The sequence below is a fragment of the Glutamicibacter sp. AOP12-B1-11 genome, assembly GCF_052379245.1.
Lineage (GTDB): Bacteria > Actinomycetota > Actinomycetes > Actinomycetales > Micrococcaceae > Glutamicibacter.
Genome location: NZ_JBQSYL010000018.1, coordinates 1 through 22831, shown reverse-complemented (window position 1 = coordinate 22831; position 22831 = coordinate 1). Strand labels below are relative to the sequence as shown.

Annotated in this window: 20 protein-coding genes; 14 read left to right on the top strand and 6 right to left on the bottom strand. The window is 61.7% G+C overall.

Going from position 1 to position 22831, the window contains the following annotated elements:
* Positions 1 to 29 precede the first annotated feature (29 nt).
* Genes ACT3UQ_RS11865 through lhgO form a run of 7 tightly spaced genes read left to right on the top strand, consistent with a single transcriptional unit; the run spans position 30 to position 6999 of the window.
* Positions 30 to 1298 carry an ABC transporter substrate-binding protein gene (locus ACT3UQ_RS11865; protein WP_444637167.1) on the top strand — a complete coding sequence of 423 codons (1269 nt, stop codon included), beginning with the start codon at positions 30 to 32 and terminating at the stop codon, positions 1296 to 1298.
* Positions 1299 to 1314: 16 nt separating this feature from the next.
* Positions 1315 to 2202: a branched-chain amino acid ABC transporter permease gene (locus ACT3UQ_RS11860; RefSeq protein ID WP_105569362.1), complete on the top strand. Its 888-nt coding sequence runs from the start codon at positions 1315 to 1317 to the stop codon at positions 2200 to 2202.
* Positions 2199 to 3215 carry a branched-chain amino acid ABC transporter permease gene (locus ACT3UQ_RS11855; RefSeq protein ID WP_105553969.1) on the top strand — a complete coding sequence of 339 codons (1017 nt, stop codon included), beginning with the start codon at positions 2199 to 2201 and terminating at the stop codon, positions 3213 to 3215. The genes ACT3UQ_RS11860 and ACT3UQ_RS11855 overlap by 4 nt, the downstream gene beginning before the upstream one ends.
* Before the next feature lie 5 nt (positions 3216 to 3220).
* A complete protein-coding gene (locus ACT3UQ_RS11850) occupies positions 3221 to 3949 on the top strand; it encodes an ABC transporter ATP-binding protein (RefSeq protein WP_219843939.1) in 729 nt (242 codons plus the stop codon).
* Positions 3950 to 3970: 21 nt separating this feature from the next.
* Complete coding sequence (locus ACT3UQ_RS11845) at positions 3971 to 4663, top strand: ABC transporter ATP-binding protein (protein ID WP_258133616.1); 693 nt, start codon at positions 3971 to 3973, stop codon at positions 4661 to 4663.
* Positions 4653 to 5792 carry a zinc-dependent alcohol dehydrogenase gene (locus tag ACT3UQ_RS11840; protein WP_105569363.1) on the top strand — a complete coding sequence of 380 codons (1140 nt, stop codon included), beginning with the start codon at positions 4653 to 4655 and terminating at the stop codon, positions 5790 to 5792. The genes ACT3UQ_RS11845 and ACT3UQ_RS11840 overlap by 11 nt, the downstream gene beginning before the upstream one ends.
* Positions 5785 to 6999 carry an L-2-hydroxyglutarate oxidase gene (gene lhgO / locus ACT3UQ_RS11835; RefSeq protein ID WP_105553966.1) on the top strand — a complete coding sequence of 405 codons (1215 nt, stop codon included), beginning with the start codon at positions 5785 to 5787 and terminating at the stop codon, positions 6997 to 6999. The genes ACT3UQ_RS11840 and lhgO overlap by 8 nt, the downstream gene beginning before the upstream one ends.
* Before the next feature lie 303 nt (positions 7000 to 7302).
* Here lhgO and ACT3UQ_RS11830 read toward each other — a convergent pair whose 3' ends face one another.
* Positions 7303 to 7905 carry a CHAD domain-containing protein gene (locus ACT3UQ_RS11830; protein ID WP_444637166.1) on the bottom strand — a complete coding sequence of 201 codons (603 nt, stop codon included), beginning with the start codon at positions 7903 to 7905 and terminating at the stop codon, positions 7303 to 7305.
* Between the two features lie 486 nt (positions 7906 to 8391).
* Positions 8392 to 9165: an IclR family transcriptional regulator gene (locus ACT3UQ_RS11825; protein WP_105553964.1), complete on the bottom strand. Its 774-nt coding sequence runs from the start codon at positions 9163 to 9165 to the stop codon at positions 8392 to 8394.
* Between the two features lie 217 nt (positions 9166 to 9382).
* Between ACT3UQ_RS11825 and ACT3UQ_RS11820 the strand changes: the two genes are divergently transcribed.
* Genes ACT3UQ_RS11820 through ACT3UQ_RS11805 form a run of 4 tightly spaced genes read left to right on the top strand, consistent with a single transcriptional unit; the run spans position 9383 to position 14546 of the window.
* Entirely contained in the window at positions 9383 to 10768 is a 1386-nt protein-coding gene (locus ACT3UQ_RS11820) for an NAD-dependent malic enzyme (RefSeq protein WP_105553963.1), read from the top strand.
* A 55-nt stretch (positions 10769 to 10823) separates the two neighbouring features.
* Positions 10824 to 12452 carry a malate synthase A gene (aceB, locus tag ACT3UQ_RS11815; protein ID WP_105569364.1) on the top strand — a complete coding sequence of 543 codons (1629 nt, stop codon included), beginning with the start codon at positions 10824 to 10826 and terminating at the stop codon, positions 12450 to 12452.
* On the top strand, positions 12449 to 13702 hold the full coding sequence (locus ACT3UQ_RS11810) for a DUF6986 family protein (protein ID WP_105553961.1): 1254 nt from the start codon (positions 12449 to 12451) through the stop codon (positions 13700 to 13702). The genes aceB and ACT3UQ_RS11810 overlap by 4 nt, the downstream gene beginning before the upstream one ends.
* Before the next feature lie 10 nt (positions 13703 to 13712).
* The gene (locus tag ACT3UQ_RS11805; RefSeq protein WP_444637165.1) at positions 13713 to 14546 is read left to right on the top strand and encodes a bifunctional allantoicase/(S)-ureidoglycine aminohydrolase; all 834 of its coding nucleotides are present in this window, start codon (positions 13713 to 13715) and stop codon (positions 14544 to 14546) included.
* Positions 14547 to 14643: 97 nt separating this feature from the next.
* Here ACT3UQ_RS11805 and ACT3UQ_RS11800 read toward each other — a convergent pair whose 3' ends face one another.
* On the bottom strand, positions 14644 to 15342 hold the full coding sequence (locus tag ACT3UQ_RS11800) for a maleylpyruvate isomerase family mycothiol-dependent enzyme (RefSeq protein ID WP_105569365.1): 699 nt from the start codon (positions 15340 to 15342) through the stop codon (positions 14644 to 14646).
* A 155-nt stretch (positions 15343 to 15497) separates the two neighbouring features.
* On the opposite strand from ACT3UQ_RS11800, the gene ACT3UQ_RS11795 reads away from it, so the two are divergent.
* Entirely contained in the window at positions 15498 to 16067 is a 570-nt protein-coding gene (locus ACT3UQ_RS11795; protein ID WP_105553959.1) for a plasmid pRiA4b ORF-3 family protein, read from the top strand.
* A 107-nt stretch (positions 16068 to 16174) separates the two neighbouring features.
* On the opposite strand, the gene ACT3UQ_RS11790 is transcribed toward ACT3UQ_RS11795, so the two are convergent.
* From ACT3UQ_RS11790 to ACT3UQ_RS11780, 3 genes are all read right to left on the bottom strand, one after another.
* Positions 16175 to 17248, bottom strand: coding sequence for a Fic family protein (locus ACT3UQ_RS11790; protein ID WP_105553958.1), 1074 nt, complete (start codon positions 17246 to 17248; stop codon positions 16175 to 16177).
* Positions 17249 to 17719: 471 nt separating this feature from the next.
* Positions 17720 to 17890, bottom strand: coding sequence for a hypothetical protein (locus ACT3UQ_RS11785; RefSeq protein WP_170947924.1), 171 nt, complete (start codon positions 17888 to 17890; stop codon positions 17720 to 17722).
* A gap of 387 nt (positions 17891 to 18277) precedes the next feature.
* A complete protein-coding gene (locus ACT3UQ_RS11780) occupies positions 18278 to 18766 on the bottom strand; it encodes a DUF2975 domain-containing protein (protein ID WP_444637164.1) in 489 nt (162 codons plus the stop codon).
* Between the two features lie 519 nt (positions 18767 to 19285).
* Between ACT3UQ_RS11780 and ACT3UQ_RS11775 the strand changes: the two genes are divergently transcribed.
* Together ACT3UQ_RS11775 and ACT3UQ_RS11770 are read left to right on the top strand one after the other, a co-directional pair.
* Complete coding sequence (locus ACT3UQ_RS11775; RefSeq protein ID WP_444637163.1) at positions 19286 to 20971, top strand: formate--tetrahydrofolate ligase; 1686 nt, start codon at positions 19286 to 19288, stop codon at positions 20969 to 20971.
* A 94-nt stretch (positions 20972 to 21065) separates the two neighbouring features.
* A complete protein-coding gene (locus ACT3UQ_RS11770; RefSeq protein WP_444637162.1) occupies positions 21066 to 22817 on the top strand; it encodes a plasmid pRiA4b ORF-3 family protein in 1752 nt (583 codons plus the stop codon).
* Positions 22818 to 22831: the final 14 nt, after the last annotated feature.

The following is a 22831-nucleotide window of genomic DNA, read 5'->3' as shown; positions in this document are numbered from 1 at the left end:
ATCACTCACACCGAACATCGGAGACAAAGATGTCACCCACCGAGCGTGGATTTAACCGGAGGTCATTTCTCCGGTACTCCGGAGCGGGTCTGCTTGCCTTGGCTGCGGCTCCCGCACTGGCCAGTTGCGCCTCCCGCGGCACGGACGCAACCATCCTGCGACTGGGGGCCATGTACCCTGTATCGGGCACTAACGCTCTGCTCGGCGAGGAATCATGGCGCGGAGTGCAGATCGCCACCGACCTGCGCAACGCAGGTGGAGGTGTCGCTGGCAAGCAGATCGAAATGGTGTTCGCCGACGTTCCGGATGTGAACACCGCGGCCTCGGAGGCCCGGCGCCTGGTGTTCAACAAGAACATCAAGCTCGGCTTCGGCACCTACAGCTCGTCGCTGGCTCTGGCGGCGACCGAAGTCTTTGCCCGCACCGGAAACGCCTACGTGGAGCTCGGCGCGGTCTCCGAGGCAGTGACCACCCGAGGCTATGACAAGGTCTTCCGACTGAACCCCACGGCCGCGGACATGACCGGACTGCACATGGACTTCATCCAGAACTACCTGGCCGGAGCGCTGGGCAAGCCAGTGAAGGATTTACGCGTGATGATGCTCCACGAGGACTCCTCCTACGGGCAGTCCATCGTTTCGCTGGCCAAGGCAGCGGCTGACAAAATCGGCCTGCAGCATTTCGAAGCGGAACCCTACAGCGCCAAGTCCACCGATCTGTCATCCACCGTGCTGCGCATGAAGTCGCAGGAGCCCGACATCGTCCTGGCCGTGTCCTATGCCGCGGACGCGGTCCTGCTCGGCCGCCAAATCCGCGACAACAATGTCAAGCTCGGCGCCTTCGTGGGCACCGGTGGCGGCCACAGCCTGGCCAGCTTCCAGAAAGCGCTCGGCGATGCGGCGGACGGGGTGTTCGACGTCGACTTCACACAGATCCACGTCAACCGCGACTTCACGCCGGGCATCGAGGACTTCATCTCCGAATACCGCAAACGCTGGAACGCGGAACCGGCCTCCGGACATTCGCTGAGCAATTTCACCGGCGCCCAGATGCTCTTCGACATCCTGGAGACCACCGGGGGAAACGACGATCCGGAGGTGTTCGCCGCCGCGGCGCGAAATTACCACCGAGAGGCCGGGACTTCGGCCGCCGGGTGGGGCTACGAGCTCGACGCGCAGAACCAGAACCAGCAGGGAAGCATGTACGTCATGCAATGGTCCGGCTCCAAGCTGGAGACCGTCTACCCGCCCGAGGCCGCCGTCCGCGCGCCGAAACTCATCACACCATTCGGTTTGTGACCGATAGGAGCCTCTGATGGATTATCTCTTGCAAACAATGGTCGCCGGGCTAATGCTCGGAGGCGTGTACGCCCTCGTGGCGGTCGGACTGAACCTCATTTTCGGCGTCGTGAAGATCATCAACTTCGCGCATGGCGAGCTCGTCATGGCGGGCATGTACCTGACCTGGTGGCTGTGGAGTGCTTGGAATATGAACCCCTACGTGTCGCTGGTCATCGTCACCCCGGTGATGTTCTTGGCCGGCATCGCGATCCAGAAGTTCATCCTGAGCCCGATGCAGAATTCCTCCCCGACCATGAAGATCTTCGTGACCTTGGGGTTGTCGGTGTTCTTGCAGAATCTGGCCCTCTGGATGTTCGGCGGCCAGTTCCGCGCGGTGAACTTCCCCTGGGCCGAGCAAAACCTGAGCCTGCTGGGCATCAACGTGACCTACGGCCGGCTCACCGCGTTCATCGTGGCGCTGGCTCTGGTGCTGGCGCTTTTCTACCTGATGAAGCGCACGCTCGTGGGCAAGGTGCTCAACGCGCTGGTCGAGGACCGCGAGACCGCGGGCCTGATCGGCATCCCGGTGAAGAAGTACTACCTGGCGGCCATGGGCATCGGAATTTCCCTGGCCGGCATCGCCGGCACCCTGATCATCCCCTTCCAGGCCGCCTACCCGCTGGTCGGCGCGCACTTCACCCTGCTCGCCTTCGTGGTCGTGGTGCTCGGCGGACTGGGCAACATGGCCGGCTCGCTGCTCGGCGGGTTGATCCTTGGAATCGTTGAAACCCTCGCCGGGACCTACGTCGACCCGGCTCTCCAGCAGGTGGCGGTCTTCGTCGTCTTCATCATCGTGCTGATCGTCCGCCCGCAAGGGATCTTCGGCGGCTCGGCCCGGAACGCGGAAGTTGGATTGAAGTGAAAAAGCTCAGCCTTCCCTGGATCATCATCCCCACGACAGTGGCCCTGCTCTTGCCACTATTCCTGCGGGACCAGTACTTCCTGCACATCAGCGTGCTGATCCTGATCTACACCGGGGTCACCGTCGCTTGGAACATCATGTCCTTCGGTGGCGTGCTGTCCCTGGGCCACGCGGCCTTCTTCGGCATCGGCGCCTACACCGTGAGCATCCTCTACGTGGATTACGGGGTCAACCCGTGGCTGGGCATCCTGGCCGCCATCATCTTTGCCGCCGTCGGCTCGCTGGTGCTGGCCATCCCGCTGCTGCGGCTGCGAGGGCCATTCTTCACCCTGGCCACGCTGGCCTATGTAGAGGTGCTGCGCCTGCTGGCCATCTGGGCCGTGCCCGTGACCAACGGTTCGGTGGGCATCACCACCCCGCCCACCCAGGGCCTGGCCTACATCTCCTTCGAGTCTCGCCAGCCGTACTACTACATCGCGCTGGCCTTCACGTTGGCCGCGATTGCGATCTCCATCTGGATCTACCGCTCGAAACTGGGCTACCACCTGCGGGCAGTGGCTACCGACGAGGACGCCGTGCGCGCCTTGGGTGTGCGCACCAACCGGGTCAAGCTGGGGTCGCTGCTGATCAGCGCCGGCATGACCGGAGCTTTTGGAGCTTTCGCGGCCCTGTACTTCTTCGTCATCGAGCCGGACACGCAATTCTCCGCCACGCTGTATTCCATCCAACCGGCACTGAACGGCATCATCGGCGGCATGGGAACCATCGCCGGCCCGATCGTCGGCGCGATCATCATGACACCGCTAGGCGAGTGGCTGCGCGTGACCTTCTCCGGTGCCAGCCAAGGCGTGAACTTCATGATCTACGGCGCGGTGCTGATCATCATCGTCCGCCTGATGCCAGGCGGTTTGGTTGAGGGCTTCAGGGCCATTGCCCGCAAGACCCGCCGCGGCGGCAAAGGACGCGGCGGAAAACGCTCGGCCGATGCGAAGACCACCAAGGAAGGAGAGTAAAGGCGATGGGCAACTCACTGCTTAGCGTAGAGAATGTCACCAAGCGATTCGGCGGCATCCAGGCGGTCGGCGGCGTCTCGCTGGAACTGGGCCATCAGGAAATCATCGGGATCATCGGACCCAACGGGGCCGGCAAAACCTCCTTCTTCAACCTGCTCTCCGGGATGTTCATCCCGGACACCGGCAAAGTCACCTTCGACGGCAAGGACATCACCGGCACCGATCCGGCGACCCGGGCCCGCATGGGTGTAGGTCGCACCTTCCAGGTAGTCAGGCCTTTCAAGGGCATGTCCGTCGCGGAAAACGTAATGGTGCCGCTGCTGGTCAACGACCCGGGGGTTTCCAAGGCGCACCGCAAGGCCATGGAATTGCTCGGCGACCTGGGCATCGCGCAGCTCGCCGACACCCCGACGGAAGCATTGACCCTCGCCCAACGCAAACGTGTCGAAGTGGCCCGGGCGCTGGCCACGGAACCGAAGCTGCTGTTGCTGGACGAGGTGCTCGCCGGGCTGAACAGCCGCGAGGTCATCGATGTGCTCCCGTTCGTCACCACCGTGCGGGACCGCGGCGTGAGCATCCTGATGATCGAGCACATCGTCTCGGCCGTGATGGAAGTATCCGACCGCATGATGGTTCTGGATCACGGGAAGGTGCTTGCCGTGGGCGACCCGCAAACCGTGATCAAGGATCCCAAAGTCATCGAGGCATACCTCGGTTCCGATGAGGAAGAGTGAGGCAAGACCATGCTTGAGGTAATGAACATCTCCGCCTACTACGGCGACGCGCAGGCACTGGAAGACGTCACCCTGAGCCTTCCGGCGCACGGCGTCACGGCCTTCCTCGGTCCCAACGCAGCCGGCAAATCCACCACGCTGCGTGTGGTCAGCGGGCTTATTCCGGCAGCGACCGGAACCATCGAATTCGAGGGACGGGACATCACCGGCACATCGCCGCAGGAGCGTGTGGCGATGGGCATCGTGCACGTTCCCGAGGGTCGGCGGCTCTTCAACACTATGACGGTGGAGGACAACCTGATCCTCGGCGGCTACACGAAGCGCAAGGATCGCAAGACCGCCGCGCGGCTGGACGAGATCTACGACCACTTCCCGAAGCTGGCCGAGCGACGCAAACAAGAAGCCGGGCTGATGTCCGGCGGCGAGCAGCAGATGTGCGCCGTGGGACGCGGGATGATGGCCGGGCCCAAAGTTCTGATGATCGACGAAATGTCTCTGGGACTCGCACCCGTGATCGTCAAGCAGATGTTCGCGATCGTCAAGGGCATCGCAGCCACCGGCATGTCCGTCCTGCTGGTGGAGCAGCATGTGAAGAACGCGCTGGAGGTGGCCGACTTCGGCACCATCATCGACGGCGGCATTACTCGCGCCACCGGAACCGCGGCCGAACTGCGCGAAAGTGACGTGGTGCGGGAGTCCTACCTTGGGCACTAATGCCGGAACCATGGTGGCGCTGCGCAAGCGAAGCGGAACGCCTAGGGACGTCGGCTTGGAACGAGTTCCAGTTCCGGTACCCGGCCCCGGACAGGTGCTGGTGCGCTCCGAGGCAGTGGGACTGTGCGGCTCGGATGTCCACGCGATGCGCGCCGATACGGGCTACGAATGGGTGCCGACCCCGGTGACCCTGGGCCACGAGGTCTGCGGCACGGTGCTCTCCGCTGCGGATGCAGCCGGGGAGTCGCTCGTGGGTTCCCAGGTGGTAGTTATCGCGATCGACGGTTGCGGGCAATGCGCCCAATGCCTGGCTGGCCGCGGAAACTATTGCGCCAAGCGCACCTGCTTCGGCCTACATAACGACGGCGGACTTGCCGAATACTTTGTTGTCGAAGCCACCCGGCTCTGGCCGGTTGGCCAGGGTCTGGAACCCGCGTTGGCGGTGTTGATCGAACCTGCGTCCATCGCCCTCCAGGCACTGCGCGTGCTGGACGCGGATCTGAACGGTGTGCGGATTGGGATCTCCGGCCCGGGAGCCATTGGGCTGCTGTGCGGACTGGAATGCGTGCGCCGCGGCGCGGATGTGGTGATCTACGGTCCGGAATCCGGTGCGGAGACCCGGTTGGATTATGCCCGCACACTAGGGCTACGGATTGGCGATCCGGAGGGCGCCCGCGAAGCCGCAGATCATTGGGTCGAGGCTTCCGGGTCCGGCGGCGCGCTAGCAGGGGCAATCGCCGCGCTGGGCATGCGCGGGAAGATCGTGGTGCCTGCCATGTTCGGGCGGCTGCCGGAGGTGGACATGAACCAGATCGTGCGCAAGGGGCTGTCGCTACACGGATCCTACGGCTACATCCGCGAAGACTACGCCGCGGCCAGCAAATTGGTCGCCGAGCATCGTGAGGCGCTAGGTGAAATGTTCGAGGTCTTTGCCCTGGACCAGGTGGTGGACGCCATGTGCCGCACCGAACGTGCCGAGATCATCAAGGCGGTGGTGCTTCCCACGCTCTCCGCGGACCCGGAAGCGCAGCCGGGGATCCCAAATGTAAAGAGAATTGACGGCGCACAACCGGGCAGCTCGCTGCCCGGCGAGAGCGCACCGATAAAGGAAGAGAATAGAAATGTCTGAACGAATTGGCATCGTTGGCGGCGGCATCCTTGGTGTAGCGATCGCGCGCGCCCTCATGAACTCCGGTGACTTCGAGGTCACCGTGTTGGAGAAGGAAAGCCGGGTGGCCGCGCACCAGACGGGGCATAACTCCGGCGTGGTGCATGCCGGCTTGTACTACCAGCCCGGCTCGCTCAAAGCCACACTCTGCGCCCAGGGGCGCGAGCTGACCCGAGATTTCTGCCAGGAACGCAACCTTCCCTACCGGGAACTGGGCAAGCTGGTCGTCGCGGTGACCGAGGACGAACTGGGCAAGCTTGATGACATCGAGCGTCGCGCGCGGGAGAACAAAGTTCCGGGCATCAAGCGACTAGACGCCAAAGAAATGCGTGAGATCGAGCCGCACGTGGCCGGCGTCGCCGCGGTCCACTCCCCGGAAACGGCGGTGGTGGACTACTCAGCGATCACCGAGGCCATGGCCGAAGACGTGCGTCGCGCCGGAGGCAGGATCCTGCTGGGCCAAGAGGTAATCGCGGTGAACAACGCCTGCGGAACCGTGAACGTTTCGACGACTGCGGGGGCCCATACCTTCGACCGGCTGATCGTCTGCGCCGGGCTGCAGTCCGACGTGGTTGCCAAGATGGTTGGCGCCTCGCCGTCGCCCAAGATCCTGCCCTTCCGCGGCGAGTACTGGATGATGGCTACCGACAAGCGCGATCTGGTTAAAGGCATGATCTATCCGGTACCGGATCCGCGCTTCCCATTCCTGGGCGTCCATTTCACCCGCGGCGTCTACGACGAGGTGCACGTGGGCCCTAACGCGGTGCCAGCGCTGGCCCGCGAGGGCTATACCTGGGGTCAGATCTCGCTGAAGGACACCTTCGAATCGGCATCCTGGCCCGGCGCTCCGGCGCTCGCCAAGCAGCACTGGCTGATGGGCGTGCGCGAGATCTCCTCTTCACTGCTCAAACCGCTGTACTACCAGCAGGCCCGCCAGTTCGTGCCGGAGCTGAAATCACGTGACCTGACGGCGAAATCCGCCGCGGGCGTGCGCGCCCAGGCCTGGGACAAGGACGGGTCGCTGCTTGACGACTTCGCGGTGGATCAGGTCGGAGCGGTGACGCTGCTACGCAACGCGCCGTCGCCAGCCGCGACCTCGGCCATGTCCATTGCCGACTACGTATTGGAGAATTACCTCAAGGTGCTGCCGAAGAAGACCTTGTCATAATCAGCCAGACGAGTCATCGCCGGGACAGCTTATGAACTTTGCCGCCCCGCGATGAGTCGAGTCTGAATGGTTGCGCTGTCGGTTGCCTTGAAAAAGGGGCGCACGTCAGTGATGCATGTGAACGCTGCCTGAGGTGGATCCGAAACGCATCGGAGTCAGCGGCGAAATCACAGATCCGGGAAATTCCTCCGGACTTGGAGGTACTGTCTCTCCGCTGCTTCCGCAATGCGTCGTTCCACGCTGATTATGCGTTCGCTGGCCTGCCCAGTTTCCGGAGGAAGATCGGGATCCGGGACGACTTTCTCAAGATACGCGCGGGTCATCACGCTGTCCTGATAGTTGCCTAGGATGCGTTGCAGTTTGCGGACCCTGTGGCCCAACGCGATCGCATGTTTGGAGTGGAGTGGCGTGCAGCAGTCGTTTAGCGTCCTTGCACAGCCGGTGCAATGTTTCCTCGCGCCCGCGTCCGGATTTGCCTCGCAGCGTGGGTCGGAACGAGGGATCCGCATGCTGGGCCTGGTTGTTGACTAAAGTTGCGATCCTGACGCGGGCTGGCCGGACAACCGGGCCGGCAGCCGGGGGATGATCTCGAAAATGTTCGAGATTCTTCAGGATACGGCGGTAGCGTTTGGAACTCAACTGGTTCCGTGTCCGCTCGTGCCCGGTGGTGTAGGTCGTGTGAAAACCATGTTCGAGTGCTTCGGTAATTTTCGTAGTTTGCCATTCGGCTGGCAGTTCGTTAATGCGCGTGCGAAGCCGATTGAGGGTGACTTCAGCATCCAGGGCGTGGCCCAGAATGCCGGAAAGCCATTTCAATTCCTGACTCAGAACTTGGCAGGGGCCCGTTTCGAAAAGGTTCCCGTAGATTTCTAGGCCCGAGCGCAGACGCCGCGTTGCGGTTCGCATGTCGTGAACTGCCTCGGGGTCTCCAGAATGCGCTATGGGTTATTGGATGCAGAGTTCCGCGAATTGCTTGTGGAAATATAGCCGTGCTGCCCCAAGCATCGATGGCTCTTCTATGTCCGGGAGGTCGGTGCCGCGTGGCCGCACGTGGAGATTCTTGGGCAATGGGAGATTGGACATCAACAGCTCCCCTCACGAGTCCTCGGTCGATAGTCCCAATTCTAGCTGGCGGACATGAACACCGTGGGACTGGGGCCATCGCCTCGAACTATGAGCCCGGGATGATGCCTTCTGGCGTACCAGTCGTACCCGGTAAATCGGCCCCGGCTGTCGACCTTCCGTTCAGGCGAGCCGACCTGATCAGGGAAGATGTCAGGGTTTTTGGGTGCCGTATGCGTGGCGAATCGCTCGCCCAAACCGGCAGCTGCTGCGAACCCGGGTTCGGGTGCTTGCCGACTGAAGAAGAGGCTGCCCCCGAAGGAGTACGGATTATTCCGCAACGGCGACCAGCTGCCGGCCCAGCTCGCGGGCGGCTTCCTGCAACTCCGGCACGGCTGATTTGATAAAGGCTTCGTCTACACGGGTGACTGGCCCGGAGACCGAGATGGCCATCGGAGTCGGTGCCCCCGGGACCGGCACGGCGATGCATCGGACGCCGAGTTCCTGTTCTTCTTCATCGATGGCGTACCCGCGCTCGCGGGTGGCTTCAACATCGGTAAACAACTTGCCCAAGGTAGTAATGGTATTGGCCGTTTTTGGCGGCATTCCGGCCTGGGCGACCAAGCGCTGTACGCGCTCATCATCCAGTACCGAAAGCACCGCCTTGCCGACTCCCGAATTGTGGAGCATGGCGCGCCGGCCTACCTCGGTGATCATCCGCATTGAGTGGGGGGACTGCGCCTGGGCAATATAGGTGACCATGTCGCCGTCGAGTACCGCAATATTGGCTGATTCGCCCAGCTTGCCTACCAGCTCCTTGAGTACCGGGGAGGCCAAGGCGCCAAGTTGGCGATTGGCCACTTCGCCCAGGCGGATCAGCCGCGGGCCCAGCGAGTAGCGGCGGTTGGGCAGCTGGCGGACATAGCCGACGCCGACCAAGGTGCGCAGCAGGCGATGGATGGTGGGCAGCGGCAGGGGAGTGTCCGCGGCCAGCTCGCTGAGCGCCGCCTCGCCTCCGGCGCGGGCGATGACTTCCAGAAGTTCAAAGGCTCGTTCAACGGACTGAACTCCACCGGTAGTGGACTTGCTGGCGGTCTGCGTCATCTGCTGCTCCTTCTAGGGTACTGATTTTGGAAGTAGCTTACGTTTTAGTTCTACGATGCGAAATCCTAGCCCCAAGAATACCCCGAAAACCCCATTTTCTTCCACGATCCGAAAATTAGTGGATAAAAAATCGTGCTTCAGCACACAAAAACCTCTTGCATTTTCATTTTGAGGATAATAGTATCCACTATACGGAAAACTTTTACAGGAGGATCTGATGGCAGCACCAAGCCCGGGATATTCATTGACGCTTCGCGTGGAGACCCCAGCATCGATAACCGCGACCAGTGAACTGGCTGCGGCAGTAGGCTCGGCCGGTGCGCACATCACGGCCTTGGACGTCACCGAATCGCACCATACCCACATGGTGGTCGACGTTTCCTGCAACACCACCGACGTCGCCCACGGCGACACGGTTCGCGATGCCCTGAACAATCTTGACGGGGTGAATGTCCGCAACGTGTCGGACCGCACCTTCTTGATGCACCTTGGCGGAAAGCTCTCGGTGACGCCCAAGGTGGCGCTGCGCAACCGCGATGACCTCTCCCGGGCCTATACCCCGGGTGTTGCCCGCGTCTGCATGGCAATCGCAGAGAATCCGGCAGATGCCCGAAACCTCACGATCAAGCGCAATACCATCGCCGTGGTCACCGACGGTTCGGCCGTCCTGGGGCTGGGCAATATCGGCCCGGCCGCCGCTTTGCCGGTGATGGAAGGCAAGGCCGCGCTGTTCAAGCAGTTCGCCGACGTCGATGCCTGGCCGGTCTGCCTCGACACCCAGGACACCGACGAGATCGTCAACATCGTCAAGGCACTAGCCCCCGTCTACGGCGGGGTTAATCTCGAAGACATCGCCGCCCCGCGCTGCTTCGAGATCGAGGCCCGCCTGCGCGAGGAGCTGGACATCCCGGTCTTCCACGACGATCAGCACGGAACCGCCATCGTGACGCTGGCCGCCCTGGTCAATGCGGTGAAGGTAGTGGACAAGAAGCTTGCGGACCTGCGCATCGTGGTTTCCGGTGTCGGCGCCGCCGGCAACGCCATCATCCAGCTGCTCAAGGCGCGCGGTGCAAGCAATATCGTCGCCTGCGGGCGCAACGGAGCGATCAACCGCAACGAACAGTACACCGATGCGCACCGGACCTGGTTGGCCGAGAACACCAACCCGGAGAACTTCACCGGAACGCTGAAGCAGGCCGTAGTCAATGCCGATGTGTTCATCGGGGTTTCGGCACCGAATGTCCTGGACGAAGAAGATATCGCCGCGATGAACGAACGCGCGATCGTCTTCGCCATGGCCAACCCGGATCCCGAAGTGGATCCTGCGGTTGCCGGTCGCCACGCGATGGTGGTCGCCACCGGACGCAGCGACTTCCCGAACCAGATCAACAACGTGCTGGCCTTCCCCGGATTCTTCCGCGGATTGCTCGACGCTGGCGTTGCCGATATAACCGACGCCATGCTCTTAGCCGCGGCAGATGCCATCGCCGCCCGGGTTGCGCCGGAAGAGCTGAATCCCGGGTTTATTGTCCCTTCGGTCTTTGACCCGCTGGTAGCCGGGAACGTGGCGGCAGCGGTGGTCCAAGCAGCCGGAAAGCAGTAAAACCCACACGTAAATATTGTCGCTGGAACACGACACTGACAGGTTAAGGAGCACCATGACCATCTCAATTACACGAATCCCAGAGGTAAGCGGCGCGGAAGCGATCCTCAGCGCCGAGGCGCTGGCATTCATTGAAAAGCTGCACGAAAAGTTCGCCGGCACGCGCAACGAGCTGCTGGAAGCACGCGGTGAGCGCCGCCAGCAGTTCTCCAAGGCACGCGCCATCGACTTCGACCCGGAAACCGAGGCGGTGCGCACCGGGGACTGGAAGGTCGCCGAGGCCCCTGCAGCCCTGCGCGACCGCCGCGTGGAGATCACCGGCCCGGCAAGCCCGGCCAAAATGGCCATCAACGCGCTGAACTCAGGGGCCAAGGTCTGGCTTGCGGACCTGGAGGACGCCTCGACGCCGAGCTGGTCCAATGTCATCGACGCGATCGCCAACCTGAACGCGGCGGCTCGCGGGGAGCTGTCCTTCACCTCGCCGGAGGGCAAGACCTACGCGTTGCGCACCGACGCGCCACGCGCGGTTGTTGTGGTCCGCCCCCGCGGCTGGCACCTGCCGGAGAACAATGTGCTGATCGACGGCAAGCCGGCGATCGGTGCGCTGGTCGACTTCGGCCTGCACTTCTTCCATAACGCCAAGGTGCTGGCAGAATCGGGCCAGGGCCCGTTCTACTACCTGCCGAAGATGGAGCACTACCTGGAGGTGCGCCTCTGGAACGAGGTGTTCACCTTCGCACAGGCCGAGCTCGGCATCGACTACGGCACCGTGCGCGCCACGATGCTCATCGAAACGATTCCCGCGGCCTTCCAGATGGAAGAGTTCCTCTACGAACTGCGCGACCACGTCTCGGGCCTGAACGCCGGACGCTGGGATTACCTGTTCTCCATCATCAAGACCTTCCGCGAGGCGGGAGACGCGTTCATCATGCCGGACCGCTCGGCCGTGGCCATGACCGCGCCGATGATGCGCGCCTACACCGAGCTGCTGGTGAAGACCTGCCACAAGCGCGGGGCTTTCGCCATGGGAGGCATGGCCGCCTTCATCCCGAACCGCCGTGAACCAGAGGTCACCGCCGCGGCCTTCGCCAAGGTCCGTGAAGACAAGAACCGCGAAGCCACGGACGGCTTCGACGGCTCCTGGGTTGCCCACCCGGACCTGGTGGAAATCTGCAAGGAAATCTTCGACGGCGCATTGGGTGATAAGCCAAACCAGATCGACCGCCAGCGTCCAGAGGTTGAGGTCACCGCCGCGCAGCTGCTCGACGTAGCCAGCGCCCCGGGCGAGGTCACCGAGGCTGGCGTCCGCGCCAACCTGTACGTCGCGGTGAACTACGTGGCCGTGTGGCTTTCGGGCAATGGCGCGGTAGCCATCCACAACCTGATGGAAGATGCCGCGACCGCGGAGATCTCCCGCTCGCAGATCTGGCAGCAGATCCGCAACGAGGTCGTGGCCTCCGACACCGGCAACACCATCACCACGCAGTTGGTCTCCACGATCCTCGCCGAAGAGGTTGAGCGTCTGCGTTCCGAAGTGAACAACGAGGAGCAGTTCGCCGCCTTCTACCAGCCGGCAGCCGAGCTGATCGCGAAGCTGACCAGCGGCAAGGATGAGGACTTCGCTGACTTCTTGACCACCCCAGCGTACGAACTATTGGATAAGGAATTCGTGACCAAGCCATGAGCAATCTCTTCGATGAGTCAACCCTAGCGGCCGTGGAAGCGCGGCTGGCCGACACCGACAGGCTCCTCGCCCACGGCTACCCGGGGGAGAGCGGAGCGCGCCAGCCGGTGCACACCGTGTATGTTCCCGGGGACCGGTTCACCGGCGAGCTTGCCGCGCAGTGGGGCGCCGCAGCCCTCGCGGTCGCCGGCGGTGCCGCGGGACTCGGCGAGCTGGCGGCCACGCTGGGACTCGCCGAGCCCGAGCGGCTCGGTGCCTTGGTGGCGGCCAAGCTAGAGGTTGAACCCATCGAAGATCTGCGCCTCGACTTCGAGGATGGCTACGGCAACCGGCCGGACGCCGAGGAGGACGCGCACGCACTAGCCGCCGCCGACTCGGTATCCGCCGCCGTAGCCGCAGGGCAGGCACCGGCCTGCCTGGGCATCCGCTTCAAATGCTTCGAGGCCCCTACCCGGGCACGCGGCATCCGCACCCTGGATCTATTCATCTCCCGGCTGCTTGAAAACGGTCCGCTGCCCGCCGGGCTGCGGCTGACTCTGCCCAAGGTCAGTACCGTAGCTCAGGTCGAGGCGATGGTATTCCTCGCCGAGAAGCTGGAGCAGAATCATGGGCTCGAAGCCGGAGAGATCCGCTTCGAGGTGCAGGTAGAGACGCCGCAGGTGATCATCGCGGCCGACGGCAGCCACCCGGTGGCGCAGCTGATCCACGCCGGCCAAGGCAGAATTTCCTCCCTGCACTACGGCACCTACGACTACTCGGCCTCCCTTGGCATCGCAGCCGCCTACCAATCGATGGAGCACCCGGTCGCCGACTTCGCCAAGGACGTCATGCAGGTGGCGGTCGCGGGCACCGGGGTGGAGCTATCGGACGGCTCCACCAACATCATTCCGGCCGGAGACCCGGAGAATATTGCGGCGGCCTGGGCTCTGCATGCCCGACTGGTGCGCCGCCACCTGGAACGCGGGATCTACCAGGGCTGGGATATGCACGCGAATCAGCTGCCCACCCGCTACCTGGCCACCTTCGCCTTCTTCCGCGAAGGATTGCAGGCCGCAGCGACGCGGCTGCGCAACTACGTCCACCGGATCGACTCGGCCATCATGGACGAACCGGCCACCGCGCGAGCCCTGGCCCGCTATATCCACCGCGGCGTGAGCTGCGGTGCGGTGGGCGAAGAAGAAGTCCAGGAACTAGCCCAAATCACAACCGCCGAACTCGAAGCAATCGCGCTAAACCGTTCACATGCCTAGGAGGAACATCATGACCGCAGCAGCCGCACAAAAAGCCGCGTACTACACCAACTTCGGCGGCCACCCGCCGCAAACCGACCTGTTGACCGATCGCGCGATCGTCACCGAGGCCTACACGGTCATTCCCAAGGGGGTGCTGCGCGATATCGTCACCAGCGTGTTCCCCGAATGGTCCAGCACCCGCGCCTGGGTGATGAACCGCCCGGTGGCCGGGGGCGCCACCACCTTCGCCCAGTCGATTCTCGAAGTCTCTCCCGGCGGAGGAGCGGCCAAGCCGGAACCTCAGGCCGAGGTGTCGGGCTTCATCTTTGTGCTGGGCGGCGAATTGACCCTGGTGATCGAGGGCCAAGAGCATGTGCTCGCCGATGGCGGCTACGCCTACCTGCCGGCCGGAGCCAGCTGGTCCGCACGCAACGACGGCGCCGAGGTGGCGAATTTCCACTGGATCCGCAAGCGCTACGAGCCGGTGGCCGGCGTGGCGGCACCGGGGCCGGTAGTGGGCAACGAACGCGACGTGGAACCGGGCGAGATGCCGGGCACCGACGGCAAATGGCGCACCACCCGGATGCTCGACCCGAATGACATCGCCTTCGACTTCGGGGTGAATATCGTGACCTTCGAGCCGGGAGCCTCGATTCCCTTCGCCGAAACCCACGTGATGGAACATGGCCTGTATGTCCTGGAAGGAAAGGGCGTCTACCGCTTGAACGGGGACTGGGTCGAGGTTGAAGCCGGGGACTACATGTCACTGCGCGCCTTCTGCCCACAGGCTTGCTACGCCGGAGGGCCGAGCAACTTCCGTTACCTGCTGTACAAGGATCAGAACCGCCAGGTCGCGTTGTAGGGCATTAAAGAACGCTGGCTGCGGAACTCGTTGAGTTCCGCAGCCAGCGTGAGCCTTGGGCGTGCCGGAGAGAAGTCCCGGGTGCGCGTGGGGCTTGCTACCAAGCAGGCAGGGCCGGGATCGGCCCATCTGCCTCAATGTGCCGCGACTGGCCGCGGGCGAGCCATTCGATGAGGCCTTCGCGGTCCGAGCGGACCTTCAGCGCGCCGTCGCCGATAACCCATTCGTCGCCTTCTTCGGTGACCAGCGTCATGCCCGGGGCGTTCTTCACGCGCATGGTGCGTACCGCGGCCTCCACGGCGTTTTCTTGTGAATCCGGGTCCGCCTCCTCGATGGTCCAGGCGGTGTCCAGATCGTGGTGGTGGATGACGATCTCCGCGATCCGAAGCGCCACGATGGAGGTCGCCGGGATGATCTTGCCGTGCAGATCCACCTCTTCGACCACTAGCTCGCCGGTGAGACGCTCGGACTGCTCGGCAAAGAACGTTGCCGCGTCGCGGAAACCCGCGAGCAGTTCTTCGCGGGGCAAGGCGGCAAGCTCGGCGATTTCTGCGTTGCGCGCCTCGGTGGACGCATAAAGCTGCTGCGGTTCGCCGGTAATGGCCCAATCGATGAGCTTGACCAGGGTGCGGCCGTTGGATGCGAGGTGGGCGATGACATGCGCTCGGCTCCAGCCCTCGCAGAGAGAATCGGCGGCCAGCTCATCGGCGGACAGGGTGTCAATCGTGGCCATCATCATCGAGGTTTCACGGTTGAGTCGGGAGAGGTCTGAATGCAATCGGGCGGTGTTGATCATGCTGTCACCCTACCAATGGGTGGTTTGAAAATGACTCGGAAAACCGATCTATATCGAACGAGTATCGCCGTACCCGTCAGAAGTTTCAGTGCTTGGAGCCTAGCGCTGCAGCTGGATTTGAGTATAAGAAGTCGAAGTTTCAGGAGTAGGGGCTGATGAGTTCATACGCTTCGGTATTGCAATTGAAATTCAGAATCAGACGTACCAGTCCGCCGATCTGGCGCAGGGTTTTGGTTCCAGGTTCGATGCGGCTGGACCAATTGCATCAGGTGATTCAGTACAGTTTCGGTTGGTACGACGCGCACCCGCACCAGTTTGAGCTCAATGGTGTTAATGGGGTGAGCTTCGGTCCGGCTGGTTCCGAGATTAGATCCGATGTTGATGAGTCCACGGTATGCCTCGACGAACTGCTAAGTCATGGGCAGGGCAAGCTCGATTACGTCTATGACTTCGGTGACTACTGGGAAGTCCGTATCGAGCTGGAAGGACTGCCACCGGTCGACGCTGGCCCGTTGCCGCGGTGCATTGGCGGGCGCAGGATGGCTCCACGGGAAGACTCGGGAGGGCCGCTTGGGTGGGCCATGGTGATCGAAGCGCTGAAGGACCCGGATCATCCGGATCAAGCGGAGTACCGAGAATGGCTCTTCCTGCGCGACGGTGAGCAGTTCGATGCTTCGCTTTTCGACAAGCAGCGCGTCAACGAAATGTTTGAGTATGCCCGCTAGCTGCTGACCGGACACATTGAGCCCCTCAGGTAAACGTGTAAAAAATTGGGCGCATTTTTCACGCGTTTACCCGACATGTAAAAAACCTTTACATGTCTTCTTGGGTTCTAGCCTGCCAGTAGCTCGATGAAGCGATGATTGATAAATAGCCACTCACGGCCTAATTTGATCTGTCTTAGTCGCTGATTGGAGCTAAATTCATTCAGCCATTTTGTCGCAGTCGGGCGCGAGATTCCGCAGCGGCTGACTACGTCATTGATTCGGCAATAAGGCTTTTCGAATAAAAGATCAAGCAGTTCCGCATTCGGTCCTGCTGAGGATTCAGTTCGCAGCTCGTCGCGCATGACTAGTTGCAACTCTTGGATGCTGTCAATTAGCTGCAGAGTCTCGTCGGCTGTTACTTGAATGCCCTTGAGCATGTATAGCAGCCAGCCCTCCCAGTCATTGTCCTTGGTGACGGCTAGGAGCCTAGTGTAGTACTCCTCTTTGTTGCGGATGATGTATCGCGATAAGTAGAGAACCGGCTCCCTTAACAGCTCGACTTCAACGAGTAGGAGGATGTTCAAAATACGCCCGGTGCGGCCGTTTCCATCTGAGAAGGGATGGATCGCTTCGAATTGATAATGAGCGGCGCTCATAATGACCAATGGATCAATGTCTGGGTTTTCGTGAATGAAGCGTTCCCACTCGGCCAATTTTTCTTTGATCCGATCCGGGCCTTCGGGTGGTGTGTACCGGGCTTTGCCAGTCACAGGATTTCCAATGTAGGTGCCCGGAAGAGCGCGAACGTCCATGTCGCGGCCCTTGATATTTGTGCAAACTTCAAGCGCGGTCCGAGTCGTCAACGGACGGCTTTCGATGCTTTGAAGTCCTGTGAAGAGTGCCTCGCGGTAACGCAGAGTTTCTTTGGTGTCGGAGGATGCATGAACTTCTGAATCCGCTGCTAAACGAAATAGGTCGTCGGTAGTCGTTACGATATTTTCAATCTCGGAACTCGCTTGTGCTTCGAGCAACGGCAGCGAGCTTATGAGCACACCGGGATTAGGTATACGAAGGACGGCTTGATTCATGGCGGCCAGTGAAGCCCGGGCCTTAGTTGTCGCTTTGAGTACCGGCCGGGTTTCAAGCTCACTTGCGGGAGGAGCTGCTAGATCGTTGAACGGTAGTTCTGCTTTCCACATAGGGACAGTCTATCTAAGCCATCACGAAACGTGTAAAAAAATGTACGTATTTTTTACACGTTTATCTGATATGTAAAAACCTTTACACGTCTTCTCGGCAATTTCCCCGCTGTAGGCCGAATGCCTGGTTTGTCTTGAGACATGGGCCTTTGGGCACACGCCTCCGAGGAGATGTAATGGCTGAGCGAAAAATTTGAGGTGCCGGATTCAATCGCCGCTGCGGCATCGGGCAGACGCTAGATGCGGGCGAACTCGAGCAGATGGCGCTGGCCGAGGTGATCGGGCTTCCTCGCGCACCCAACGCGAAGTTTTGAGTGCTGGTTACGATGCAGTTGAGCCTGGGTTCTGTGGTGCCAGGGCGATCAAGGAATCGGTCGAGATTTGGTTCAAGGACCAAGGTTGACCGGTAAAAGTAAGACTCCCCAGCAATGGCTTGGCCACTGCTGGGGAGCAAATGCGCTTGTAGGTAGGTTATCGCTGGGTTTCTTCGGGACTGACTTCTGTTGCCGGACCATCGGGGGTCGCCCCGCCTTCGTCGGTCCAGTCATGTCCCGCTTCATCGGAAAGCGCAGGATCCGAAATGTGATCCTCCAGCGTCTTATCCGAAATATCGGTGGAATTCGTTGGGACGTTTTCGTTCATATCTTCTCCCTTTACTCGAACTTCCGCCACCAGCCACTTGCCTGCCAATAATGGCCAAGGACTAAGGGGCCGAGCGATCCTTACTCGGCCAATGTAGCACCAGAAGCGCCGGTACGCGAGCGGTTTGGAGCAAGCTCCCAGCTAACTTATTAAGTACCTTCGGATGGGGCTGGATGATTCCTCTTGGTAAGCGGGCACTTGGGTGCAGAGCGATTTTGCTGCCCCGAGTCTCCCGCGGCTCGGCGCAGGAAGTCGCCGGACTGGCAATCCAGGAAACGGCAACAAGAGACGAAATCGAAAACCTTATCGTCAAAGTGTGGCCGTCTTTGGGGGCGGCTTGAGAAATTTACCTTGGGCTTTTTAGATCCAGCGTTCACCTATCGGTGGTCATGGGTTCTCAACGAGCTCTGCCATCCCGTCTGCAAGATTGGTCGCCCGGCGCAGCAGCCCCTTCATGACCAGCATCAGGAGAACGAACGCGCTTCCGCAAGCCGTGAGGGCGGCGATCGCCAGTGCAACACCGGGGCCGCCCACACCGACCCCTCCGAGTAAGTGGACGCCAAGAGATAGGGCCAGAAATGTGGCCACGGCGATCGACGCGATGATGGTGTTGACCCAGCCGAAGGCCCGCAGGGTGAAGATGGTCCGGCGTTCCACCATGGTCAGCAACTTCCAGATAGCAGCCATTGAGACCTGCAGGCAGGCAATTGCGACTATGACCACCACCGTATAGGGGGTGGCCAGGAATGCGACCTCGGGAAAGAGTGCGGCATTCTGCGCCGCAAGCGTAGGCACAACCCACGCTTGCCACAGGAGTCCGCCGAGAAAGATCAGAATGAGGAATGCTCGAAGCAGGGCAACCGGCAACTTGTTCATAGATTGATTATCAACATTTAACTATCGAATATCAATAGATTTTGTATCCGGGGTACTTCAGCGCCCCGACGAGACTTTGGCTGATCTCGGCGGAGTCGCCGCGTGGGAGAGAGCGGCGGAAATTATCAACGATTGAGGTTTCACATATTTTGAACGCTCGAATGATGGGGATAGAAGCGGAAAAGCGGCCCTCAGTCGCTAGCTCGTCGGTTGATGCGTGAGGCCGCCGTGCCGAGTGTTGCTGATTGATGTCCTGGAGCCTGTTGCCGAACTGACCGGTCTTTGCCGTTCGCAATCGCAAGAGCCGGATTTTCCAAGCTGCTCTGGTGCTGTGCAGAGTCGATGGTCGTGTCCTTGCTCGGCCAATGCCCCTCCGCAAAAGGCACGTGCTCTACTTCGGCCAAGCCGTGCCAGCGCCCGTTATTGCCGCAGTGGTAGCTTGGAGGGAATCAAGGAATACCAAAAACCTTGGTCTTCCTCATCTCCCGGAATACGGGACGCCAGATTAGGGGGCATGCGATGACAGCAACGCCAGAAACCGACATGAGCAATCTTGGGATTGCCTCGCGGGCGGCGCTCAGGCCAATTTCCGAGATCGCCGAGTCGGCGGGGATCCCTGAAGCCGCAGTTGAGTCCTATGGCAGGTACAAGGCCAAGGTCGACCCGTCGCTTTTGACTGCTCGTGGTGTCCGCCCCGGAAAGGTCGTTCTGGTCAGCGGAATTTCCCCGACGCCCGCAGGGGAGGGGAAATCCACCATGGTGGTGGGTTTGGGCGATGCGCTGGCGGCCACCGGGGCCAAAACCATGATCGCCTTGCGCGAACCGTCCATGGGCCCGAACTTTGGCATGAAGGGCGGGGCCACCGGTGGCGGTTACTCGCAGGTGCTCCCCATGGATGAGATCAATATGCATTTCACCGGGGATTTCCACGCCATCACCAGCGCCAACAACCTGTTGATGGCGCTGCTCGACAATCACCTGCACCAGGGCAATGCCTTGGGCATCGATCCGCGGCGCATCACATTCAAGCGCGTTTTGGACATGAACGACCGCGCGCTGCGCCACGTGGTCATCGGCCTTGGCGGAGCGACCGAGGGAGTCCCGCGGGAAACCGGTTTTGAGATTACCGTCGCCTCCGAGGTCATGGCGGTCTTCTGCCTGGCCACCGGGCTAGAGGACCTGCGCGCCCGGCTTGGCCGTATGACCATCGGATACACCTATGACAAGGCTCCGGTCACCGTTGATGACCTGGGCGCCGCTGGCGCCATGGCGATGCTGCTCAAGGACGCGATCAAGCCCAACCTGGTCCAGTCCATGGGCGGCACGCCCGCCTTCATCCACGGCGGGCCGTTCGCCAACATTGCACACGGCTGCAACTCGGCCATCGCCACCAACACCGCACGCGCGCTGGCCGACGTCGTGGTGACCGAGGCAGGCTTCGGTACCGACCTCGGTGCCGAGAAGTTCATGGACATCAAGACCCGTTATGCCGGGTGCGACCCCGACACGGTGGTTATCGTCGCCACCATTCGCGCGCTGAAAATGCATGGGGGAGTTCCCAAGGGCGAGTTGGGCAAGGAGGATGTCGCGGCCGTGCGCGCTGGTTTATCAAACCTCGCGCGGCATGCCTCGAACATCAGGAAATTCGGCATCCAGCCGGTGATCGGGATCAACCGGTTCACCGCGGATACCGAGGCCGAACTGGCGGTGGTCACCGGATGGGCCGAAGCGCAGGGCGTGGAATGCGCGATTGCCGACGTCTGGGGCCAAGGCGGCGCGGGGGCCGGCGACCTGGCCTCCGCGGTCTTGCGGGCCATCGAAGCGCCAAACAATTTCGCTCCGCTGTACGAACTGGAGCTGCCCATAGAGGAAAAAATCCTGACCGTGGTGCGCGAGATCTACGGGGGAGCGGATGTCGAATACTCCGCCGGCGCGCGGCGGATGCTCGAGCAGATCCACGCCAACGGCTGGGACGACCTGCCGGTGTGCATGGCCAAGACCCAGTATTCCTTCTCCGACGACCCCAAGCTCCTAGGCGCCCCGGAGGGATTCACCTTGCAGGTCCACGACCTGATCCCCAAGACTGGCGCAGGCTTCATCGTGGCCATCACCGGGGCGATCATGACCATGCCGGGCCTTCCCAAGGTTCCGTCCGCCATGCACATGGACGTCGACGACAGCGGGAACGCCGTGGGGCTGTCGTAGGACAGCTAGCCGGAGAATGCCCTATTTCCGCTCTGGAAGCGCCTAACCCACGTAGCCTTGAAACAAAGATGTCCAAGCGCGTGAGGGAGACCCGGTGGCCAAGAAGAAGAAAAAGCAAGTAAAGCAGGGACACCCCGGACGGGTTCAGGCACCGGTGGTGTCCATGGGGCGAGTGAAGGTTGACCGCGGGCTGGATGCGCTGTCGCCTGAATTCGTGCGTTGGTATGGCGAGCGGCGGCAAGATTCGGAAACCGCCTTGCTTGCCTTGGCGGCCGTGCGCGAAACGCTGGGCATGTACGCCGAAGTCGTAGGACTGGAATCCGTCACCGAGTTCAACGCACCCAAGCTGTTCGGGGTGTTGAACTCCATGATCGAGTTCGAGGAAGCCGAAGAGCCGGAAGATCTCTCCGGGGAACTGCGCATGGTGCTCTACATGGCCTGGGCAGACTACCTTGATTTTATCGAGGATACCGGCCGCTGGACCCAAGACCTCGCCGAGCTGAGTTGGCTGCGCGGCAATCTGGAGACCGCGGATCCGTTCAGCGCAGACGCTCTTTCCGCGCCCGGGAATCCTGGTGAGCTCGAAGAGCAGGCGCTCGCCGAACTGCGCCAGTTTCCCATCGTGGAATTGGCCTATGGCCTGGCCCGCTGGTGCATTGGGAAGGGCGCCGCCGATTGGGGTGCCGGCCCGGGAGAACAATTCCTGGCTGCCGCCGCCAAGGCCTTGGAGGGCGAACTTCCCAAGGGGCTGGACGAGGCGCAAGCCGAGCTGGTGCTTTCCCTGGCCATTGCTTCGCTCGCGGTGGCCGGCGTCATCACCCTCGAAGCGCACGCGTCGCCGAAAGCCGGTCCGGCCGCCGGGGCATTCCAGAAGTCCGAGGGGCAGCAGGCGTTTTCCGCGAACTATGTTTTCCTGCAGGCATTCCTCGATCTCTTCCTCGAAGCGCCCGAGGACGCCGATGAAGAAACCCTGGAAGCCTGGGGACTGTCTAATCTCTGGTTGCTTGAGGCCATTGAAGGATCCGCGCATCGGGTGGCCGAGCCGCGAGATGAGCAATGGTCGCCGGCGGCCTGGGAACAGGCCCACCAGCGGCTGGGCGAATTGCGGATCCTCGGCTTGGTCGAGGAAGGTGAGCACTACACGCTCCCACGCCTCGTCGCGGCGACTCTCACCGATCTGGATGATGATGAGCTCGATGAGGAAGATCTGCAAGACGAAGAGCTGGACGCGCTGTTCGGCTTCGATTCGGAAGAGCCCAAACGGGACAAGCGTGCCGAACCATTTACCGGCAAGGTGCTGCAGCTGAAGCTGGGTCTGAAAGACGCCAAACCGCCGATCTGGCGCCGGGTGCTGGTGCCAACTGACCTGCACCTGGGCGACCTGCACGACATCATCCAGGCAAGCTTCGACTGGTACGACGGGCATCTGCACGAGTTCCGCTCGGGCGGATACGGCGGCACCAGCTACGGACCCGATATCGAGCAGATGGAGTTTGACGAAGACGAATCAGGCGTCCTGATTTCCGAACTGCTCAAAGCCGAAAAGGACCGGCTGGACTACGCCTATGATTTCGGGGATGGCTGGGAGATCCGCATCGAGGTGGAAAAGGTACTGGAATCCGAGGCCGGGGCGCTGCCGCGCTGCACCGGAGGCCGGCGTATGGCACCGCTCGAAGACAGCGGCGGCACCTGGGGATGGGCGGAAAAAGTCGCCGCCATCGGCGACCCCGCCCATCCGGAGCACGGGCAAGTCATGGAATGGCTCGAAGGCATGGGCCTGGACGAGATTGATCCGACGTCCTTCAGCATGCAGGAGATCAACGAAGCGCTAGACCAGGAGTTCTAGCCCAGGCTCGCTCA

What these genes read in the sequence shown, in the direction of transcription:
- ACT3UQ_RS11775 (WP_444637163.1), top strand. Translation starts at nt 19,286, where the DNA reads ATGACAGCAACGCCAGAAACCGACATGAGCAATCTTGGGATTGCCTCG.
- ACT3UQ_RS11790 (WP_105553958.1), bottom strand. Translation starts at nt 17,248, where the DNA reads ATGTGGAAAGCAGAACTACCGTTCAACGATCTAGCAGCTCCTCCCGCA.
- ACT3UQ_RS11805 (WP_444637165.1), top strand. Translation starts at nt 13,713, where the DNA reads ATGACCGCAGCAGCCGCACAAAAAGCCGCGTACTACACCAACTTCGGC.
- ACT3UQ_RS11825 (WP_105553964.1), bottom strand. Translation starts at nt 9,165, where the DNA reads ATGACGCAGACCGCCAGCAAGTCCACTACCGGTGGAGTTCAGTCCGTT.
- ACT3UQ_RS11780 (WP_444637164.1), bottom strand. Translation starts at nt 18,766, where the DNA reads ATGAACAAGTTGCCGGTTGCCCTGCTTCGAGCATTCCTCATTCTGATC.
- ACT3UQ_RS11785 (WP_170947924.1), bottom strand. Translation starts at nt 17,890, where the DNA reads ATGAACGAAAACGTCCCAACGAATTCCACCGATATTTCGGATAAGACG.
- ACT3UQ_RS11820 (WP_105553963.1), top strand. Translation starts at nt 9,383, where the DNA reads ATGGCAGCACCAAGCCCGGGATATTCATTGACGCTTCGCGTGGAGACC.
- ACT3UQ_RS11845 (WP_258133616.1), top strand. Translation starts at nt 3,971, where the DNA reads ATGAACATCTCCGCCTACTACGGCGACGCGCAGGCACTGGAAGACGTC.
- ACT3UQ_RS11810 (WP_105553961.1), top strand. Translation starts at nt 12,449, where the DNA reads ATGAGCAATCTCTTCGATGAGTCAACCCTAGCGGCCGTGGAAGCGCGG.
- ACT3UQ_RS11850 (WP_219843939.1), top strand. Translation starts at nt 3,221, where the DNA reads ATGGGCAACTCACTGCTTAGCGTAGAGAATGTCACCAAGCGATTCGGC.
- ACT3UQ_RS11860 (WP_105569362.1), top strand. Translation starts at nt 1,315, where the DNA reads ATGGATTATCTCTTGCAAACAATGGTCGCCGGGCTAATGCTCGGAGGC.
- aceB (WP_105569364.1), top strand. Translation starts at nt 10,824, where the DNA reads ATGACCATCTCAATTACACGAATCCCAGAGGTAAGCGGCGCGGAAGCG.
- lhgO (WP_105553966.1), top strand. Translation starts at nt 5,785, where the DNA reads ATGTCTGAACGAATTGGCATCGTTGGCGGCGGCATCCTTGGTGTAGCG.
- ACT3UQ_RS11800 (WP_105569365.1), bottom strand. Translation starts at nt 15,342, where the DNA reads ATGATCAACACCGCCCGATTGCATTCAGACCTCTCCCGACTCAACCGT.
- ACT3UQ_RS11795 (WP_105553959.1), top strand. Translation starts at nt 15,498, where the DNA reads ATGAGTTCATACGCTTCGGTATTGCAATTGAAATTCAGAATCAGACGT.
- ACT3UQ_RS11865 (WP_444637167.1), top strand. Translation starts at nt 30, where the DNA reads ATGTCACCCACCGAGCGTGGATTTAACCGGAGGTCATTTCTCCGGTAC.
- ACT3UQ_RS11830 (WP_444637166.1), bottom strand. Translation starts at nt 7,905, where the DNA reads ATGCGAACCGCAACGCGGCGTCTGCGCTCGGGCCTAGAAATCTACGGG.